Origin of the sequence: Actinomadura scrupuli (assembly GCF_050971785.1) — a bacterium.
Lineage (GTDB): Bacteria > Actinomycetota > Actinomycetes > Streptosporangiales > Streptosporangiaceae > Actinomadura_E > Actinomadura_E scrupuli.
Map to the genome: position 1 here is coordinate 429,550 of NZ_JBPCCU010000006.1, position 17,089 is coordinate 446,638.

Consider the following 17,089-nt stretch of genomic DNA (forward strand, 5'->3'; position numbering starts at 1 on the left):
GGCGCCCCTGCCCTGGCGCCCCTACGGCGTCGCTAAGGTCGACGACCATGTGGGCGGTGTCTCACTCTTGACGCATCTGACTGGATGATCGACGTACAGCCTGGTCATCGTCGGACGCCGCTGTGACGTAGTCCGTTCATGAGGAGGGCGAGTAGGCGGTCGGCTTGAGCTGAGCTGTCCGGGGTGTCCTGAGCAGCCCAGGCGATGGCGCCGACCATCTTCAGTACGTCCGCATCGTCCGCATCGGCGACCACTGCTCCTGATCGCCTCGCCCGCGCCAGCAACGCGGCCCCCACCTCGAACATCTCCGCATGCCAGGTCGATACCAGGCCGTTGTCGCGGTCGAGCGCCGAGTTCATCACCGCGGCCGCCAGGCCTCGATAGGTCAAGGCATGCACGATCGCGGCACGCAACCACGTGGACAACGCGTCGAATTCGTCCTCGGCCGTCAGCAGCCCGCGGCCAAGGTCGACCAACTCGGCTATCTGCTCGGCGAGCACCGTCTCGATGAGATCCAGCCGGGTGGGGAAATGCCGGTACAGCGTCCCGCTGGCCACACCTGCCCGTCGAGCGATCTCGTCCAAGGAGGCGTCCACGCCGAACTCGGCGAACGCCATTTTCGCCTCCTCGACCAACCGCCCGTGGTTGCGTCGGGCGTCTGCACGCCTCGGAGCCCCGGCACGCGACCGGGGATCGTGGCCTGCCAGTGCGATCACCCCACCCTTGCTAACCGGGGACACAGTCCGCTACCGTGCCCACCGAACCGGACTGTGTCTCACCTTAGTGGCATGGCCCACCCACAGCATGGAAGGCCGCCCCATGGCGCTGTCGGAACAAGACCGGATCGACATCAACGACCTGATCAATCTCCACGGCCACCTCACCGACGCCGGAGAGCTGGACCGAGCGGGTGAGTTGTTCACCCCAGATGTCACCTATGACCTGGACGACTTCGGCCTCGGCTCGCTGCACGGGATCGAGAGCATTCGTGAGGCGGCGCTCGCCTTGGGCGACGCCAACCCGGTCGGCCATCACGTCACCAACATCGTGATCACAGGGATCGACGACCACTCCGCGCAAGTCCGATCCAAAGGAATCGGCATCAAGGTCGACGGAACGGCCGGCAGTGTCGTCTACGACGATGTCCTCATGCGCCGACCCGACGGCTGGAAGATCAGCTACCGCAAGGTGACTGCCAGGCGAGCGGCACTCGGCAAGCAAGAAGCCGGTGCGCGTGAGGTCCTGGAGCGTCTCCGCCGCGCCGCCATCAGCCAGTCCGCCGATGACATGAGCCGTCTGTACGCAGGCGACGCGGTCCATGAATTCCCGTTCACCGCCCCAGGCGTACCGTCTCGTCTTGAGGGCCGGGACGAGATCGTGAACTGGATAGCCGCAGGCTGGAAGGCCGGCCCGCTGAAGTACGAGCGTTACCGTACTCTCGCCGTCCACGACACCGACGATCCAGAAACGATCATCGTCGAGCAGGAAGCCCTCGGGACCAGCTCATCCACCGGCGAGTTCGCACTTCCCAACATCGTGGTGCTCACCGTGCGCAACGGGCAGATCGTACGCCTGCGCGACTACGTCAACGTTTTGGCAGCCGCAGCCGCCATGGGACGCGACCTGTAAACGCATCACCGCACCACCGGGCACGCCACGAACGTGGCCGGGCAATCCGCTGACCCGGGATGGCATACCGGTCGACTCGGACAACCTGGCCGCACTCGACCCCGTCGGCACCGAACTCCAGCACACGATGCGCTCTGCCATCTACACGGCCCCACCTCTACGGCCGCGGCCACACCCTGCTCAGCGTCGCCCGACCGCCCTAACCCGGACAACCGAGCGACCGCCGCATCAAGAACGTCACCCTGCCGATCTGACGGCGCGGGATCGATTCCCCGTCGCCCGCTCTCACCGTGAAGACCCAGAAATGACAGCTCAGTGATGCCCGAAGCCACCGAAACGAGATGCAGCTTGAGGCTGTATCGTCCGCGGCGTGGGGATGGTTGCTGAGTACGTGAGGGTGACGCCACAGGAACTGGCCCGGGCGCTACGCGATCCGGACTGGGCTGAGGAGTTCACCGATGACGTCCTCGACGCGGAAGCCGAGGCCGAAGAAGATGGAGAGTTGCCGGTCGCCGAGCGCCGTGGTTGTGACGTCGGCAAGGCATGGGATGCGCTGCGGATCTTGCTCCATCGGATTGCTCCGATCGATCCGTGTCCGTTCCTGGGCGGTGAGGCCTTCGGTGAGGTCTGGAGCTACGACCGGCCACGGGCGCTCACGGCCGAACAGGTCGGCGTGCTGGCCGGGCAGCTGAGCGCGGTGTCGTTCGACATGCTCGAGGATGCCTACGATGAGCAGTGCCTTGCAGAGGCATACCTGGGACCGTGGTCACGCGATGCCGTGGCCAGCCTGCGAGAGAGCTATGACGCGCTCGTTGAGCACTTCAAGTTCTCGACGGCCGCAGGCGATGCGATGATCCTCTACCTCGGCTAACTCCGGCCCCTCCGGCGCTTGGTCTGTCGGCGGGGCAACCGCAGACCTGGACTCGGGTGCGCAATCAGCAGCCAGGGTGAACAGAAGGCATCAGAGGCACTCACGGTCACGTCGAAGAGCAGGTCAGTGCCCTTGACGGCCAAGTCCGGCCGCCGACAACGTCGAGGGACTGGAAGATGTTGAGGTCCACGACCTGATCACGCACACCGAAATCGCGGAGGGCGGCGACAACTGGCCGAGATCCCTGGCTGAGCCGGGTCAGGCCATAGTGCGCGGCCTCATGGCTGTCCGGGGTGAGCGGGTCCTGGCTGAGTTCGGCCAGGCGGGCGTGGACGTAGGTGGTGTCGGGGACGGTGGTGCAGGCGGTTTGCTGGACCGAAGGTTCGCAGTCGTCGAGTCCTTCCTCGGCGTACTGCGGTGCCGCGTCGGGTGCGCAGCCCTGTATCCCGGCGAGGAAGGCTTCGCGGGCCATGGAATGAGGAGTGGTCTGCCAGGCGTGGATGAGGGGGGCGGTGGCGCTGGGGATGTGGAGCCGTCCCAACCCTCTGGCGGGTGTCTCGGCCGCACACCATGCGCCCGCGTCGAGCAGGGTGGTGAGCGTGGTCAGCAGGTACGGTGCGTCGCCGCGATCTCCGAACCGCGACAGCACTCCGACGGCCAGGTCCTGCAAGGCGTCATCGCCGCTACCGACCCAGGTACGTGCCCGGGTGACGGCGGCGGCGCCGAACTGGTGCAACGCCCGCGCCATACCCGGCGTCCACCCAGCCGGGTTGCGCAGGCTTGGATCCTCGGCGAGATCGAGGAGGATCACCTCGCCTCGCCGGCCCAACTCCTCCAGCACCAGGCGCCGCTCTCGTCCGGTCGTGGTGGTGACGTACCCGGCCAGTTGTGCGGTGCCGGCCCCGGTGTAGTCGGGAAGGGGCGGCCGAGCCGATCGACCAGGGACACGGATTTCGTCGAGGAGACGGCGAAGGCGCGGCTGGGTGCGCCCCCAGGTGGTCCACGGCTCCCACACGCCTGCGTGGGCGGCCAGTTCGGCATCGTCGTGAGCGTCGACGACGTCCTGGTCGAGCCCCGCCCAGACCTGCGGGAACGCCGGTGACCCGGTCAAGTCGATCGCCTCCACCGCCGCGGACCAGTGCCGGCCTTCGACCGCGTACCGTCGTATGACGCCCGCGGCATCGGCCCGACCGACCAGCGGCAGCAGGGCGAGTACCCGCAGGGCAGTCTCGATCGCGTCGGCGTCGTTCTCGCTGGACAGGTGGTGCTCGATCGGTGCCAACGGCAGGTCAAGGCGGTGGATCAGCCGGGCCAGATAGGCGTCACGTTGCTCGGTCTGCCGGTCCCAGCGGCTGTCGGCGATCACGCACTCGTACACCATCTCGGCCGCACCAGCGATGGTCGGTGCCCGGCGCGCACCGATGCCCCGCCCACGCTGCAACTGCCCTTGCAACGTGGCGAAGTCGGCGTAGGCGAAATCGTCCATTACCCGCCAGAATCCCGCTCCCGAGGGAGCGGGCGCCACAGGATTTACCCCAACCTCCGGCGGCGGTGTCTGAGCGCCCCTCGACCGCCACGATGCAGGCTGAGGTCCTCCTTCAAAGGCTGTCGTGGAGGGCTTGGCGGAGGTGCTGCGGGTCGGCGCCCAGCGTGTCGAGCATCCGGAGGACGTTCTCGTTGCCCTCCCACAGCACTCCCAGCAGCAGCACGTCGATGTCCAGAGAATGCCGCGGCGTGTGGTCGAACAGGCGTTGTGATTCGAGGGATCCCCGCTTGCCGACGTCGAGGATCCAGTCCGGGGCGAAGGCGGCTCTGAGTACGGCGAGGTAGCCGGCGAGGCGGGTGGTCGGTAGCGGGGCCGAGTCAGCCTGGTGGTCGTCGGGGGGATCGAGCAGCGTGATCGCACGGTCGTAGTCGATGCCGTGGTCGGTGAGGAGGGTGGCGGCCGGGAAGTGCTCCTGCCATTCGGGGCCGAAGTGCCGCTGGTCCTGGGACAGTTCGCGATGGACACCGAGCAGGCCGAGCAGGATGTGCTCGGGTCGTGGAGTGTCGAGTCCCGCTTCCTGGGCGATGTGCTTGGCTTGATCCTGGGTGGCGAGGGACAGGCCCAGCCGCCAGGCCCGGTCGGTCGTCTTGCTGTGGCCTGGTGGGTGTCCGGAGCAGTCGGCCCGTTCGAGGAAGGATCGCAGGACCCAGCCGGCGGGGCGCCACACCGAGTCGTACGTCCCGGCCGCCTCCGTCTTATGACCGTGGCGTAGGCGAAGCTGCGTGAGCGCGTGTTCGGCGCCGGTACCGATGGTGGTCAGCGCCTCGGCGGCTCTGCATTCGGGGTGGGAGAGCAGGCTCATCAGCAGTTCGGCGCGATAGGGCCGTGCCCGGCCGGCTTCGGTGGCGGTGCGGGTGGCCTGATCCACGACATCGCGCAGGGTCTGCGTCCACCATCGTGGTTTCACCGTGCGCCGGGAGAACAGGTGCCGGCGCTCGGAGGCCTCCCGCAGCAGGGTGTCGCCCGCGTTGTCGCCGAGACGCTCCAGCCGTCCCCCATCGGCGCTGTTCCACTCACGCCTGCCGGTCACGGCAGCGCACAGGTCCCGGTAGCCGATGCCCAGATCGAGCAGGGTACGAGTCGAAACCGGATCACCCAGCACCAGCAGTGCGAGCAGCAGATGATGCGTGCCCGCCGCATCGCTTCGCGTACGCCGCGCCAGCCGAAGCGCCGCCCTCAGACAGACACTCGCACCGAACAACGGCCGCGGGTGAGCGGACACCTCACTCACGCCGCATCACCGGCCCTGGTACTCGATCCATAGTGATCGTCCTTCGAATGGAGGTGCCGCTGACGCGGGCCGACAACAGATCGCCGCCGGAGCCGCAGGCATAGGCGGTGGTCAGGGTGCCACCGGAGTTGCCGAATAGGTAATGGTCACCGAGGAATTAGCATAAGTAACTATAGCGGTCGCTATCATCCCACCCCTCGATCGCTTCTCTACAGCCTTGAGAAGTTCGGTAAGGCTGGGATCAAGTTCCGTAGGTATGGTGTAAGATTTGAGTTTGGCCAGCACCTCCAGGCTGGTAGAGAAGGTAGCAGGGTGACGGATATGTCATTCTATTCCCTGAGCCCACATGCGATGCTTGACTACGCCATGCATCGTGCCCGAAGCGAGCTCGGCTATCACGACCCCAGGTGGTCATCCCTTATTCTCGCGGCCTCGACTCGCACACGGAGAGCAGATTCGCCGATCGATAGGGAAGTTTATAGATCCGCCGCTCTTGAGGCGATTGACGGAGCACGTTCTTGTTCCGCAATTTCAAAATCCCAATTGGATTATGAGGATATAAATATTCGCGTATCCTACATCCTAAGGTTCGAGAAGGATATGAAGTGGATAGAGGCGGAAGCTCGAAATGTGGCAAAGATTTTCTTGGGAAGCCTGAAGTTGGACTACGAGGCGGTGAAAAAGCTGATCCCTACCGGCCCTGATCGGACTCCACCTGAGACGGTAGGCGCCTTGTATGGAATCAGGGGCCTGCTGGCCCTTCTGTCAGGTATCGCCCACCTTATTCCGGCCGAGGATAAAATAGAAGTCGACCGGTGGCTTGCCATTAGCGACGAAATTAAATAGCTCACAGCCGGCCACACCTCCGGCTGGATGCTTAATCCCGGCAACCGGGATGTGGCGGCGATCCTTAACAACGTGCCCATCTTGCTGGGCGACGGCGTCTGGCCGTTGAAATGCGAGCGATTATCAGCGATAAGTTCACGTCTCGACTGGACAATCGCAGCCAAGCCGGGTTCGTGTATATGAAGGTTTGCCCTTCACGCGCCAAATGAAGACACCTATATTGCTTCGCGCTATAGATTTACGGATGGCGGACCCTTTTACGAGGATCTTCATGTAAAGGATGAAGTCTTCGACTGCACTAGTTGGCGCCCTCTGCGAAGCATTCTCACCTTCCTGATTCGCCCATATTGTGTTGGTGTGCAGGCGCCCGGATTCTCGTTGATCATCCGGAAGGGTTGCCGGCCTTGACGAAGTGGCCCGTCGTGCTGGGCCTGCCGCGCAGCTTCTGCAGGCTCCTCCATGATTTGAGCTACGCGTTAGTTCTCCGGGTCGGTGGATCTACGTGTGTTCGTCAACGTGGCTGGGCGGCGTGCTCGAAGGGCTGGTCGGCGTGTCCGATCGCAGCCAAGAAAAGATGTCCACGGCCGCCCGTCGTCGGTGCGGAGAAGCGGCAGAGAGCCAGTACCGGTCGGGGTCGGCCCGCCTCGATCCGGCCGCAGGTGCGGTGACCGTCGTGCCCGCCGAACTACCTGTCTTCTCGCCCTATAGAGGCCGTCTTATGGCATATCGTCCTTAAGGTGGCGTTTGATGACATTACGGTCCCGGCGGTGCTTGCTGCGATCGAGGAGTTCGACGGGCTCGGTCGTGAGGCGTTTCTGGACGCGTACGGGTTCGGCAGGTCAAGGCGCTATCTGCTGCTTCACGACGGCGGACGGTACGACTCCAAGGCGATCGTCGGGGTGGCCCATGGGCGGTTGCCGGAGCGCTCGCCGCTGAAGGCGTCCGAGTTCTCCGGCGGCCTCGATCACGCGGTCGCGGTCCTGCGTCGGCTCGGGTTCGAGGTCATCGACGATGGTCTGTCTGGTCCCAGAGGAAGCGGCACTCACGGAGATCCTCACCGCGATCGGTGGTCTCAAGCCGCCTCCGGCCCAGGCCTCGGGGCTGCCGATGCTCAAGCAGGCGGTCGTCCTGCTGTGGGGAATCGGCCGGGCGCGCGGTGACGGGGAACGGCTCATGCCATGGACCGCCACCTGCGAAGCGCTCGTTCCGCTGCTGGAGGCGCACCGCCGGGAAGGCGAGCGCGACCAGGGACGCCCGGACTACCCGGTGGCGGCGCTGTACAGAGCGGGGCTGTGGGATCTGCAGGGCCATCAAGGGGCGGTTCCCGCTGCCCACGGTGACACGGCCCTGAAGGGATGGTTCGATGAGCACCGGCCGTCCAGCGGTCTGCCAGTGCCGCTGCACGATTTGGTGCACGGGTCGGGGGAGGCTCGGATCCGGGTGGTCGATGCCATCGTCGATCGGTTCTTCGAGGATTGGGACTACAGCGCTCTGATGGCCGCTGTCGGGCTCGATGACGAGGATCTCGCCGACGACGAGCCCGGTACCGATACCACCGCCGGAGATCCCAAGGCTGCCTACCGGCGCTGGTGTGACCTGGTCGTACAGCGCGAGGACCAGACGTACGGCAAACGCCGCCGGACCGTGCGGCGGGATCCGGTCAGGCTAGCGGCGGCCCGGCGTGCGGTACTGCTGCGCAGCGAGGGCCGCTGCGAGAATCCCGCCTGCGACCGGGAGGCACCCGACCTCACCGACCAAGGGGACCCGATCCTCGAGGTCGATCACATCGCCGAGATCACCGCCGGTGGCCGTGACTTCCCGGAACAGATGATCGCGCTGTGCCCCGACTGCCACGCCGTCAAGACGAGGGGCCGCAGCCGCCATCAGCTACGGCCCCGCCTCCTCGCCGTAGCCCACCAACGCCACCTGACATGGATCTCCGAAGCCCCTGACGACCAATCCCCGGAATAGCCTGCGCACGTGGGAGATTCGCACGTGGACCAGTGGCGTGAGTCGGTAGAGACCTCGATAGCACTGCTGTGCGAGGGCTTCACCGAGCGCATGGGCTACCCGCCGGGGGAGAACCAGTTGAGCGGTCCGGCGTCCCTGCACCAGCTTGCCCGGCTGGAGGCGACGCTTGGCGCCAGAGTGCCCGACCAATTGCGGCGCTTCTATGAGCGCATCGGCGATGCCGAGCTGGCGGACTTCTGGAACGGTTTGTGGATCATGCCGCCGGAGTGGGTCGCCGGCTTTCACGGGACCGACGGGGTCCGCCGGATCACCGGGGCGCTCGACACGGAGGTCCTGGTCTTCGCCACCGATGGCGGCGGGAACATGTTCGGGCTGAAAGCCCCGGAGGGACGACCGGTCTACTCGATGCCGACAGCCGAGGTGCGTGACGGCGCGTACGAGACCGACCGGCTGCACAGCCCGGATGACTCCCACGGATTCAGGGTGATCGCGGAAGACTTCCACGGGTTTCTGCGCCTGGTCAGCACTCAGCTGGATCTCTGGGTCCGGGAAGACCGGCCACCCACCTTCTTCTGACTTCGAGGCCCTCATATCGACTGCCCTTCCCGCTGCTCCGCGTATGCGCTACTGCTGCTGATCGCGGACGCCTGGGGCCTGGGCACGGGCTGTCTGGCGTTCATGTCGCCACTGTGGGAGACCACAGTGCAGTGGGACATCTCGCGGAGGCGCTTTCACGGGTCATCGCCTACAACTGGCTGCTCTCCCTGGGCCGCAACCCGCTCGGCGTGGCGCTGGCGGCCCCCTCGCCGTCGCCATCGGCATCGGCCCTGTACGACGCCGCCGCGGTGCTCGCGATCTTCTGCCTGGCCGTCCTGCTGCTCCCCGACATCCGCCGCCTCGGTCTCCCGCAGGTCACCCAGCGCTTGGTCGGCCCCACCGTGGTCGTGCATTCGTAGCAGGCAGGCTGAAGGTGGGCAGGTCAGGTCGGATCGAGGTCGATGCGGATGGTCAGTGGCGCGGAGGCCATCGCCCGCCCGATCGCCGCGTCCCACTGGTACGCGAGCGTGCGTGAGCGTGCGGCCGGGTCGTCCTCAGGGAGCAGTTCCGCGGTCCCGCTACGCCAGCGGCGGCCGATCTTCACCCGTACGCGGTTGTCGGCTTGCAGGTTGCGGACATAGTCGGACTGGGTGCCGTGCGCGGCGATCAGCCAGAACGTGTCGTCGACCAGGCCGTTCCCGACCGGGGTGTGGCGCGGCAGACCCGAGCGCCGGCCGGTGGTCTCCAGCAGTGCGAAGGCTCTGGGCGCTATGCCCCTGCGCAGCGCCGAGCGCACCAGCCGGTTGTTGAGCCGCTCCATCTTGGTGACCAGCTTGTACTTCCGTGAGCGCATAACCCTGGTTCTACCGCAGCTGGAGGAGACGCAGGGCACGAGAGACGAACCAGAACCGGGTGACGCGATGGCACACCGGCCTTCGATCTCGATCCGCCCGTCAAATACGTGATCCACACTGTGGGCCAAGAGCCGGTCGAGTTCAGTACGACTGATCACGACGCTGAAGCTGCCACCGGTGAGCAGTTCGACCCAGCAGAGACTGGGCCTACGTGCCTAGGCTCGAAACGCCTCCCCCCAAGCGGTCGGCAAGCGTCGCAAGCGCCTCTCGGGACGGGTGCCCCCAGCCGATGCAGAACGGATGCCCAGCCGGGTCCGCATACACCTGGTGGCCCTCGGCGGCACCCAAATCAGGAGCCGGTTGGAGCACTCGGGCACCGAGGGCCGTTGCCTCTTCGTGCGCGGCTCGCGGGTCGTCGGTGTGAAGGTCGAGATGCACTTGTTGGGGAGCTCCGTCCGGCCAGTCGGGCGGAACATGGTTCGGCGCCAGTTGCACGCCGATCCGCCACTCTCCAGCGGCATCGATGACGCTGTGCCAATCGTCGTCCTTGACGACGTACCCGCCGAGAACGCCTGCCCAGAATGCACTCTCGGCATCAATGTCGGCCGCATCGAACACGATCACCTGGCGCACCATGTCCATGGCAGCACACTAGGCGAGCGATCGCAGAAATGGGCATCAGCCGGGCATTCGCTCGTGGCAATCACTCCTGACCTGCGGCACCGATACAACCACTCGTCGGCCGTCCACGGGAAGGTCCGCGACCAGCAACGCCTGGACGAAGCAGCCCAGCGCCCGATGGCCCCGGTTTGACGTCGTTCCGTGGCGCCGCAGGCCAGGAGGCGCATACCGCTACGGAGGAACGGCTCGGCGGGATGACAAGCGGTGGGATTGGTGATCAGGAGTTCTGGTCGAGAAGCTGTCGTGTCCGGTCCGCGATGAGCTGGGGTCGCTCCGCCTGGATGAGGTGTGCCGAGTCGGCTTCTTCGAACCGCCCGTCGGGCAGGCCGGCGGCGAGGCGGCTCTGGTGCTCGACGATACCGGCGTGCTGGCGTTCGCGTCTTTTGGGAGGCCGGGTTGCCGACAGCACGATCGTGGGGCATTTCGGGGTCTGGGGCGGCCGGTGGCGGAAGGCCGGTATCGCGGCGGCCACGGCCTTCATTTCCTTGCGGGTCTGGGCGATGCCGGCAGGGGTGAAGTCCTCGGCGAGCATGGTCCGGTAGGTGTCGTCGGGGAACAGGTGCCGGATGTCGCGGGTGAACAGCCGTGCCAGCGGGCGGAAGCCGATGAACGGTTGCGCCATGGCCAGCGCGCGGTCGACCTTCGTGACCGTCTGGTCCCATGTGTCATAGACCGGGGCGGTTTCGGGGGTGGGGTCGACCAGCAGCAATCCCCGCAGTCTGGGGGCCAGGCTCTCGGCCGCGCGCCGTGCGACCAGTGCGCCCATGCTGTGCGCGACGAGCACGAACCGGCCAGGGACCACGGCCTCGACCATCGCGACGAAGTCCGCGGCCATGTCATCGATGCTCAACGGCCCGGTGGTCCTGCCGCTGCGGCCGAACCCGGCACGGTCGTAGGCGACCAGCTGCGCCCGGTCGGCCAGCAGTGGGAGCACCGGATCCCAGCAGGTGCGGCCGCAGCCCGCGCCCGCCTCGAAGACCACCCGGTCCGGTCCGTGGCCTGACTCCTCGACATAGACGTGCCGGCCGTTCACCGGCACCCTCCGCCCCGGCGTTTCCCGCATGCCCATCCCCTCCCCACCGCGTACGTTTTCATTTTGGATAATGGTATCGCATATGAAATCGTTGAATCCATGGACGCTGTCGAGCTGTTGTTGCATCCGGTGCGGCTGCGCATCGTCCACGCCCTGTCGGCAGGACAGGTGCTGACGACCGCTCAGCTGTGCGCACGCATGCCCGAGGTCGGAAAGGTGACCGTCTACCGGCAGATTGCTCTACTGGCCGAGGGCGGATTCCTCGAAGTGGACGGCGAGCAGCGGGTACGCGGTGCCGTCGAGCGCCGCTACCGGCTCCGCCCAGACCGGCCCGCGATCGGCGCAGACGCCGCCGCCGCGATGTCGATCGACGACCACCGCCGGGGATTCGCCGCGGCCATGGCCGCCTTGATCGCAGAGTTCAACGCCTACCTGGACCACGACGGCGCCGACCCGGTCGCCGACTCGGTGTCCTACCGGCAGGGCACGCTGTGGCTCAGCCCGGACGAACTCACCGAACTGACCACCGACCTGCTCGCGGTACTACGAGACCGGGCCGCCAACCCCCCCGCCCCAGATCGCTCCCCCTACCTGCTCAGCGCAATCTTGTTCCCCACCCAACAACCGCCCCCACGCGGAACGAGCCACTGAACCCCTCTCCCCACGGCTACGCGACTACGTGCACAGGTGTTAGCTTCTTTGCCCGTGGTGGAGCATCAGTACGAGACCAGGGCGGCCTATGACGGGGTTGTCGAGCTGTACGCGTCGATGTTCGCCGACCGGCTGGAGACGCGGCCCTTCGCGCGGGCCATGGTCGGCAGCTTCGCCGAGCTGGTGTGTGAGATGGGGAATCGGCGGGTGGCCGACGTCGGGTGCGGGCCCGGACATCTGACGGCCCTGCTGCACGACCTGGGGCTGGACGCCTTCGGTCTCGACCTTTCCCCGGGCATGGTCGACCACGCCCGGCGGGCCCATCCGGCGCTGCGGTTCGCCGAGGCGCGGATGGAGGCCCTGCCGGTCGAGGACGGCGTGCTCGGCGGCGTGCTGGCCCACTACTCGATGATCCACACCCCGCCCGGGGAACTTCCCGCGCTGCTCGCCGAACAGGTGCGCGTCCTGGCACCAGGGGGCCTGCTCCTGGTCTCGCTCTTCGCGACCGACGGACCGGAGCCGGTCCGCTTCGACCACAAGGTGACGCCCGCCTACAGCTGGCCAGTGGACCGGTTCGCCGAACTGCTGGCCGGGGCCGGGCTCGTCACTTTCGCCCGGCTCCTGCACGATCCGGCCTCCGAGCGGGGCTTCCTCGACGCCCACCTGCTGGCCCGCCTCCCCTAGTACGTGAAAAGGGCCTGTACGTCGGACGTACAGGCCCTTATCGGCACGTTCGGAGCCAGCCGGCTTTGTCGATTGGATCCGGAGCGGTGCGGTCAGCGCCGTAGGGAGTGCAGTAGTTGCCGGGTCTCCGCACGGCGGTCGTAGGCGATCAGTGCGAACACGACGGCGAAGCCGGCGGGCAGTAGCGCGAACGCGGGAACCAGTACGAGGATCTGCGTGAGGATCGCGCCGATCATCAGGCCGATGAGTCCGGTCGCGGCCAGGCCGGCCAGCCGGGGTATGACCAGGCCGATCGCGCCCGCTGCCTCGACGGCGCCGGTCACGTACCGGAACCACTGACCCCAGCCGATCTTGGCGAAGCTCTCGACCGCGTCCTTCTGCCCGACGAACTTCGGCATGGCCGAGGCCACCAGGAGGAAGGCGGCGATGAGGATCTGCAGCACCCACAGCGTCCGGCGCAGCGCGGTACGGGTCGTCGGGGTGGCGGGGGCGGTGGACAGGGACTGGGTGGTCATGCCGGTGGTCCTTCCGAGACGGTCTGTGGCCTGCTTCTGTCAACGCGTCGCCCGGCCACCGCCCGGATCGACATCCGCCACGAACTTTCTCCAAGGAATCTTCGGCGCCTCTGTTCGCGCAGCTCAGCAGCATGTCTGCGGAGGCGTGAGGCTGCTGGCCCGTTGCGGCTGAGCGCCACCGCCCGTACGAGTGCGGCACATGTCTCGGTCACCTGCCGTGGCGCCGACAGGTCGCCGCGCACGCTCCGCGGCAGGTGCTGGTGTTCGGCGGGGCTGCGGGCGTGCAGATCGTACGGAGCGTTGCGGGTAAGGCGGAGCCCAAAGGTTCAGCGCACCGATATGTACTTGGCGGTCACCGCGGGTGCCGCCAGGGCGCCGGTGGCTCCGCCGAACGCGGGTGCCCAGTATGCGCTCTTGGAGGCTTTGATCCGGATGGTGAACCGGCCGTGTGTGTCGGTCTTGGCCGTTTTGATCCAATGCCAAGTCCCGCTGCCCTTGAACCGGTAGCCGATGGTGACGTTCTGCTTGCCGTACGCCGTCCAGGACGAGGTCTTGTGCTGCAGCACCCCGGTCAGTGTGAAGTAACGGCCCTTACGGAGGGTCGTCGGCGAGGCCTTGAACGTGATGATCCTGGTGGCGATCCGCTTGGCGTACACGGTGGCGCTGACCGAGGGCGCCAGCGCCGGGTCACCGGCGAAGCGAGCTCTCCAGTAGCCGGCCGAAGCCGCGGGGAAGACGGCCGCGAAGTGCCCGGCCGACCCGGTCTGCAGCGTCTTGACGGTCGTCCAGCCGGTTCGGCCGTCGTTGGACCGCTCGATGACGATGGGCCTGGGGGCCGGAGAGGTCGGCCCGGCGAGATCGCCGGAGACCGCCAGCCGGGAGTGGGTGTCGAGTGAGGCCTTGAAGTTGTTGATTGCGGTTGCCGTGGGAGCCGTCACCCAGGCATGGACCGTGGTCTGGGCCGCGGCGTTGAAGAAGAGCTTGTCACCGGGCTGCCAGCGGTTGAAATCCAGCGTCCAGTCACGTTGTCCTGCGGCACCGTCCAGCGTGAGCGGGGTGCTGAAAGCGCCGTCGGCGTCGGTGGTCAGTCCGTTGAATTTGCTGCCGGTCTCGATGACCTCACCACCGGCCAGCGGCCGCCAGCCGGAGGTGGACAGATACTCCAGCTTCCCGGTCAACGTCACGATGCCGCCCGACAGTGCGTGGTCGGGGGTGATGGTCGCGCTGATACGGGTGTCGGCAGGGACGATGGCAGGGCGTGTGTACTGCTCATCCCCGAGCCTCATGGCGTCATCCGTACCGGGGCTGTCCAGATACACCCTCGGCGCCTCGAACAGGGGAACGCTGAAGCTGACGTGGCCCGCCGAGTCCGTCGTCAGGTGCAGGTCCGAGGCCGGGCTGCCGATGTGCACGTCCACCGGGTAGTTCGGCACCACGCGAGTCTCTCCGGTGTCCGGCCAGGTTCCGGTCACCGTGGCGGTCACGGTGGCGACCTTGTGGTCGAAGTCGTAGGAGTCGCGGTCGTTCGCGAAGGTGATGGCAGGTCTGATCTGGTAGATGGCCTGGCCAACGCCGCCGGCCGCCGGGACGGTCCCCGCGCTGTTGGTGACCAGGATCGTCACCCGGTACGAACCGTACGCGGTGAGCGGGAGCGGGTCGATCGTGACCCATTCCAGAGTGGACTTCTGGGTGAAACCGGTGACGTCGGGCACCGGCGCCCCGCCCTTGACGGCGGTGACCTGCGCGGTGATCTTGGTGATCGGGTCCTGAACATTCGGGCGCATGGCGATGTGCAGATGCCACGTGCCGTCCACATTCATGTCGTCGACGATGGCGCCGACCTCGGCGCCCGCGGGGACCGCACCCGCGAACTGGCCGAATACCAAGACGAGCGCACTCAAAAGGCCCAAAACGATACGGCGCACCAGTTCACCCTGACGAGGTAGGAATGAGGTGAAGAATCACATGATCACGAAAAATCACATGATCATACCGCCTCCGGTGAGCCGAACGGCTCGGTGAACAGCGCATTTCCTCGCGCTCAGCCCACCGACTTTCAGCTGTGCGGGGTCACCATGTACCGCTCGGCCCAAACATCGCTACTCGCCTTAAGCCCCGTCCTTGGCTGGGTGCTCATCCGGCAGCTTCTGTACGGTGGCCGGGCTGAAGCGCCGGTAGGTCGTCAGCGGCGACGATTGCGAAGTCCCCCTTAGGGAGCCGTACTTGACCTGCGCGGATCGGGGATCCGACCCTGAAAACGAGGTGACCGGGAGTGGCGGTGTGACCATGATGGGGAGATGCTTGTCGATCATTTCCCGCTGCTGGGGTTGCGGCTGAGCACGCCGCGGCTGGAGTTGCGGTTGCCGTCGCCGCAGGAACTGGCCGCCCTGGCCGAGCTGGCGGCCGAAGGTGTCCACGACCCCGAGGTGATGCCGTTCCTGGTCCCGTGGACCGATCGGCCGCCGGCGGAGGTCGCGCGGGGTGTCATCCAGCACCATTGGCTGAACCTGGGTGGCTGGGAGCCCCGGGAGTGGTCGCTTAACCTCACGGTCTTTCACGCCGGTGTCGTTGTCGGGGTGCAGAGCATCAGCGCGCGTGATCTGGCGATCACCCGGGAGGTGAGCACCGGCTCCTGGCTCGGACGGCGTCACCAGGGGCAGGGGATCGGGACCGAGATGCGGGCCGCGGTGCTGCACCTGGCCTTCGCCGGCCTGGACGCCGAAGAGGCCACCTCTTCCGCCTTCGCGGACAACCATGCCTCCCAAGCCGTCTCGCGCAAGCTCGGCTACCGGTTCGATGGCCTGGAGCGTCGGGTGATTCGCGGAGCCATGGTCGTCGATGGCCGGCTACGCCTGAGCCGTGCCGACTGGGACCGGCACCGCACCACTCCCGTCACCATCGAGGGACTCCCACCATGCCTGCCCCTGCTGGGCATCTCCTCTGAGTGACGCGCAGCCGTAACCGATGTCGAGGCCTTCTATCGGTGACAGACCCGCTCCCCTTCACCAACATGCTGCCGGTGCTCAGCATGGACGGAAGAGGTAGTCCGGGAGATGGCGCCGATGACGCTCACCACGTTCCGGCATGGGACGAGTCCGTGCCCAGATCCACGGTACGGGTACGGCGAGCCAACGCCCGCGGTCAGAACCGACGGCGAACGGCGCCGCTTCTCACCTACAAAGCCAGTGCGGCACCGGGCTACGGTGAGCCGGTCCGGTGCGCTCGGGCATGAGTGCACGAGGCGATCGAAGGACAGAGGACAACGACGTGCGAGGGTTGAAAGACAAGGTCGTCCTGGTCGCCGGCGCCTCCACCGGGCTGGGCGCCGCCTCCGCGCAGCGGCTCGCTCAAGAAGGCGCCAAGGTAGTGGTCGGTAGTCTGAATCTGGCCGGGGCCGAACAGACCGCCGCTGCCATCACCGACCTCGGTGGCCAGGCCATCGCCGCGCAGTTCGACATCTCCGACGACGCCTCTGTCCAGGAACTGGTCTCGTCCACCGTGAAGTCCTACGGTGGCCTGGACGCCGTCCACATCAACGCCGCCGACATGCGCTCGGTCTCCCAGGACTCCAACGTGGTGGACATCGATCTGGCGGTATGGGACCGCACCGTCGCCGTCAACCTGCGCGGCCACATGCTCGTCACCCGCCACACCGTTCCCGAACTGCTGGCCCGCGGCGGCGGCGCGATCGTCTACACCTCCTCCATCGCCACCTTCGCAGGAGAGCGCGAACGCCCCGCCTACGCCGCGACCAAGGCGGGCATCAACGCCATCGCCCGCCATGTCGCCTCCCGATGGGGCAAGAAAGGCATCCGGGCCAACGCGGTCACCCCCGGCCCGATCCTGACCGACGAGATGCAGGCGGCCGCACCGCCGAAAATGCTCGAAGCCATGCTCGCCGGGACTCGCAGTAACCGTCTCGGCAAGGCCGGCGACGTCTCCAGCATGGTCGCCCACCTGCTGTCCGATGAAGGGGCCTGGATCAACGGACAGGTCGTCAACGTCGACGGTGGCATCGTCCTGCGCTGACCCGCCGGCGA

18 protein-coding genes and 1 pseudogene are annotated in these 17,089 nt (G+C 66.7%); 11 read left to right on the forward strand and 8 right to left on the reverse strand.

Going from position 1 to position 17,089, the window contains the following annotated elements:
- Positions 1-104: 104 nt before the first annotated feature.
- Positions 105-716: a TetR/AcrR family transcriptional regulator gene (locus tag ACRYCC_RS27570; protein WP_433816600.1), complete on the reverse strand. Its 612-nt coding sequence runs from the start codon at positions 714-716 to the stop codon at positions 105-107.
- 103 nt (positions 717-819) lie between these two features.
- On the opposite strand from ACRYCC_RS27570, the gene ACRYCC_RS27575 reads away from it, so the two are divergent.
- Both ACRYCC_RS27575 and ACRYCC_RS27580 read left to right on the forward strand, forming a co-directional pair.
- A complete protein-coding gene (locus ACRYCC_RS27575) occupies positions 820-1,629 on the forward strand; it encodes a nuclear transport factor 2 family protein (RefSeq protein ID WP_433816601.1) in 810 nt (269 codons plus the stop codon).
- A gap of 376 nt (positions 1,630-2,005) precedes the next feature.
- Positions 2,006-2,500 carry a DUF1877 family protein gene (locus ACRYCC_RS27580; RefSeq protein ID WP_433816760.1) on the forward strand — a complete coding sequence of 165 codons (495 nt, stop codon included), beginning with the start codon at positions 2,006-2,008 and terminating at the stop codon, positions 2,498-2,500.
- 106 nt (positions 2,501-2,606) lie between these two features.
- Here ACRYCC_RS27580 and ACRYCC_RS27585 read toward each other — a convergent pair whose 3' ends face one another.
- Both ACRYCC_RS27585 and ACRYCC_RS27590 read right to left on the reverse strand, forming a co-directional pair.
- A complete protein-coding gene (locus ACRYCC_RS27585) occupies positions 2,607-3,986 on the reverse strand; it encodes a hypothetical protein (protein ID WP_433816602.1) in 1,380 nt (459 codons plus the stop codon).
- A gap of 112 nt (positions 3,987-4,098) precedes the next feature.
- On the reverse strand, positions 4,099-5,277 hold the full coding sequence (locus tag ACRYCC_RS27590) for a Clp protease N-terminal domain-containing protein (protein ID WP_433816603.1): 1,179 nt from the start codon (positions 5,275-5,277) through the stop codon (positions 4,099-4,101).
- A gap of 321 nt (positions 5,278-5,598) precedes the next feature.
- Between ACRYCC_RS27590 and ACRYCC_RS27595 the strand changes: the two genes are divergently transcribed.
- From ACRYCC_RS27595 to ACRYCC_RS27610, 5 genes and pseudogenes are all read left to right on the forward strand, one after another.
- Positions 5,599-6,123, forward strand: coding sequence for a hypothetical protein (locus ACRYCC_RS27595; protein WP_433816604.1), 525 nt, complete (start codon positions 5,599-5,601; stop codon positions 6,121-6,123).
- A 737-nt stretch (positions 6,124-6,860) separates the two neighbouring features.
- A pseudogene (locus tag ACRYCC_RS44000) lies at positions 6,861-7,115 on the forward strand (ScoMcrA-related endonuclease); the annotation flags it as partial.
- Between the two features lie 19 nt (positions 7,116-7,134).
- The gene (locus ACRYCC_RS27600; protein ID WP_433816605.1) at positions 7,135-8,094 is read left to right on the forward strand and encodes a phosphorothioated DNA-binding restriction endonuclease family protein; all 960 of its coding nucleotides are present in this window, start codon (positions 7,135-7,137) and stop codon (positions 8,092-8,094) included.
- Positions 8,095-8,118: 24 nt separating this feature from the next.
- Positions 8,119-8,670, forward strand: a complete 552-nt coding sequence (locus tag ACRYCC_RS27605; protein ID WP_433816606.1) for an SMI1/KNR4 family protein — start codon at positions 8,119-8,121, stop codon at positions 8,668-8,670.
- Positions 8,671-8,801: 131 nt separating this feature from the next.
- Complete coding sequence (locus ACRYCC_RS27610) at positions 8,802-9,050, forward strand: hypothetical protein (protein ID WP_433816607.1); 249 nt, start codon at positions 8,802-8,804, stop codon at positions 9,048-9,050.
- A gap of 23 nt (positions 9,051-9,073) precedes the next feature.
- On the opposite strand, the gene ACRYCC_RS27615 is transcribed toward ACRYCC_RS27610, so the two are convergent.
- From ACRYCC_RS27615 to ACRYCC_RS27625, 3 genes are all read right to left on the reverse strand, one after another.
- A complete protein-coding gene (locus ACRYCC_RS27615; protein WP_433816608.1) occupies positions 9,074-9,484 on the reverse strand; it encodes a nitroreductase/quinone reductase family protein in 411 nt (136 codons plus the stop codon).
- Between the two features lie 208 nt (positions 9,485-9,692).
- Positions 9,693-10,127 (reverse strand): VOC family protein, encoded by a 435-nt coding sequence (locus ACRYCC_RS27620; RefSeq protein WP_433816609.1) that lies wholly within the window; start codon positions 10,125-10,127, stop codon positions 9,693-9,695.
- A 256-nt stretch (positions 10,128-10,383) separates the two neighbouring features.
- Positions 10,384-11,229: an alpha/beta fold hydrolase gene (locus ACRYCC_RS27625; RefSeq protein ID WP_433816610.1), complete on the reverse strand. Its 846-nt coding sequence runs from the start codon at positions 11,227-11,229 to the stop codon at positions 10,384-10,386.
- Positions 11,230-11,298: 69 nt separating this feature from the next.
- Here ACRYCC_RS27625 and ACRYCC_RS27630 point away from each other — a divergent pair, with 69 nt between their 5' ends.
- Positions 11,299-11,850 carry a helix-turn-helix domain-containing protein gene (locus ACRYCC_RS27630; protein ID WP_433816611.1) on the forward strand — a complete coding sequence of 184 codons (552 nt, stop codon included), beginning with the start codon at positions 11,299-11,301 and terminating at the stop codon, positions 11,848-11,850.
- A 54-nt stretch (positions 11,851-11,904) separates the two neighbouring features.
- Positions 11,905-12,534, forward strand: coding sequence for a class I SAM-dependent methyltransferase (locus ACRYCC_RS27635; protein WP_433816612.1), 630 nt, complete (start codon positions 11,905-11,907; stop codon positions 12,532-12,534).
- 92 nt (positions 12,535-12,626) lie between these two features.
- On the opposite strand, the gene ACRYCC_RS27640 is transcribed toward ACRYCC_RS27635, so the two are convergent.
- Together ACRYCC_RS27640 and ACRYCC_RS27645 are read right to left on the reverse strand one after the other, a co-directional pair.
- Positions 12,627-13,049, reverse strand: a complete 423-nt coding sequence (locus ACRYCC_RS27640) for a DoxX family protein (RefSeq protein WP_433816613.1) — start codon at positions 13,047-13,049, stop codon at positions 12,627-12,629.
- Between the two features lie 326 nt (positions 13,050-13,375).
- On the reverse strand, positions 13,376-14,950 hold the full coding sequence (locus ACRYCC_RS27645) for a hypothetical protein (protein ID WP_433816614.1): 1,575 nt from the start codon (positions 14,948-14,950) through the stop codon (positions 13,376-13,378).
- Between the two features lie 396 nt (positions 14,951-15,346).
- On the opposite strand from ACRYCC_RS27645, the gene ACRYCC_RS27650 reads away from it, so the two are divergent.
- Together ACRYCC_RS27650 and ACRYCC_RS27655 are read left to right on the forward strand one after the other, a co-directional pair.
- Positions 15,347-15,997, forward strand: coding sequence for a GNAT family N-acetyltransferase (locus ACRYCC_RS27650; protein WP_433816615.1), 651 nt, complete (start codon positions 15,347-15,349; stop codon positions 15,995-15,997).
- Positions 15,998-16,316: 319 nt separating this feature from the next.
- Positions 16,317-17,078, forward strand: a complete 762-nt coding sequence (locus ACRYCC_RS27655; RefSeq protein WP_433816616.1) for an SDR family NAD(P)-dependent oxidoreductase — start codon at positions 16,317-16,319, stop codon at positions 17,076-17,078.
- Positions 17,079-17,089: the final 11 nt, after the last annotated feature.

Coding starts and splice junctions, on each gene's coding strand:
- ACRYCC_RS27615 (WP_433816608.1), bottom strand. CDS start 9,484: ATGCGCTCACGGAAGTACAAGCTGGTCACCAAGATGGAGCGGCTCAAC.
- ACRYCC_RS27595 (WP_433816604.1), top strand. CDS start 5,599: ATGTCATTCTATTCCCTGAGCCCACATGCGATGCTTGACTACGCCATG.
- ACRYCC_RS27585 (WP_433816602.1), bottom strand. CDS start 3,986: ATGGACGATTTCGCCTACGCCGACTTCGCCACGTTGCAAGGGCAGTTG.
- ACRYCC_RS27575 (WP_433816601.1), top strand. CDS start 820: ATGGCGCTGTCGGAACAAGACCGGATCGACATCAACGACCTGATCAAT.
- ACRYCC_RS27620 (WP_433816609.1), bottom strand. CDS start 10,127: ATGGACATGGTGCGCCAGGTGATCGTGTTCGATGCGGCCGACATTGAT.
- ACRYCC_RS27630 (WP_433816611.1), top strand. CDS start 11,299: ATGGACGCTGTCGAGCTGTTGTTGCATCCGGTGCGGCTGCGCATCGTC.
- ACRYCC_RS27580 (WP_433816760.1), top strand. CDS start 2,006: ATGGTTGCTGAGTACGTGAGGGTGACGCCACAGGAACTGGCCCGGGCG.
- ACRYCC_RS27650 (WP_433816615.1), top strand. CDS start 15,347: ATGCTTGTCGATCATTTCCCGCTGCTGGGGTTGCGGCTGAGCACGCCG.
- ACRYCC_RS27625 (WP_433816610.1), bottom strand. CDS start 11,229: ATGCGGGAAACGCCGGGGCGGAGGGTGCCGGTGAACGGCCGGCACGTC.
- ACRYCC_RS27640 (WP_433816613.1), bottom strand. CDS start 13,049: ATGACCACCCAGTCCCTGTCCACCGCCCCCGCCACCCCGACGACCCGT.
- ACRYCC_RS27600 (WP_433816605.1), top strand. CDS start 7,135: ATGGTCTGTCTGGTCCCAGAGGAAGCGGCACTCACGGAGATCCTCACC.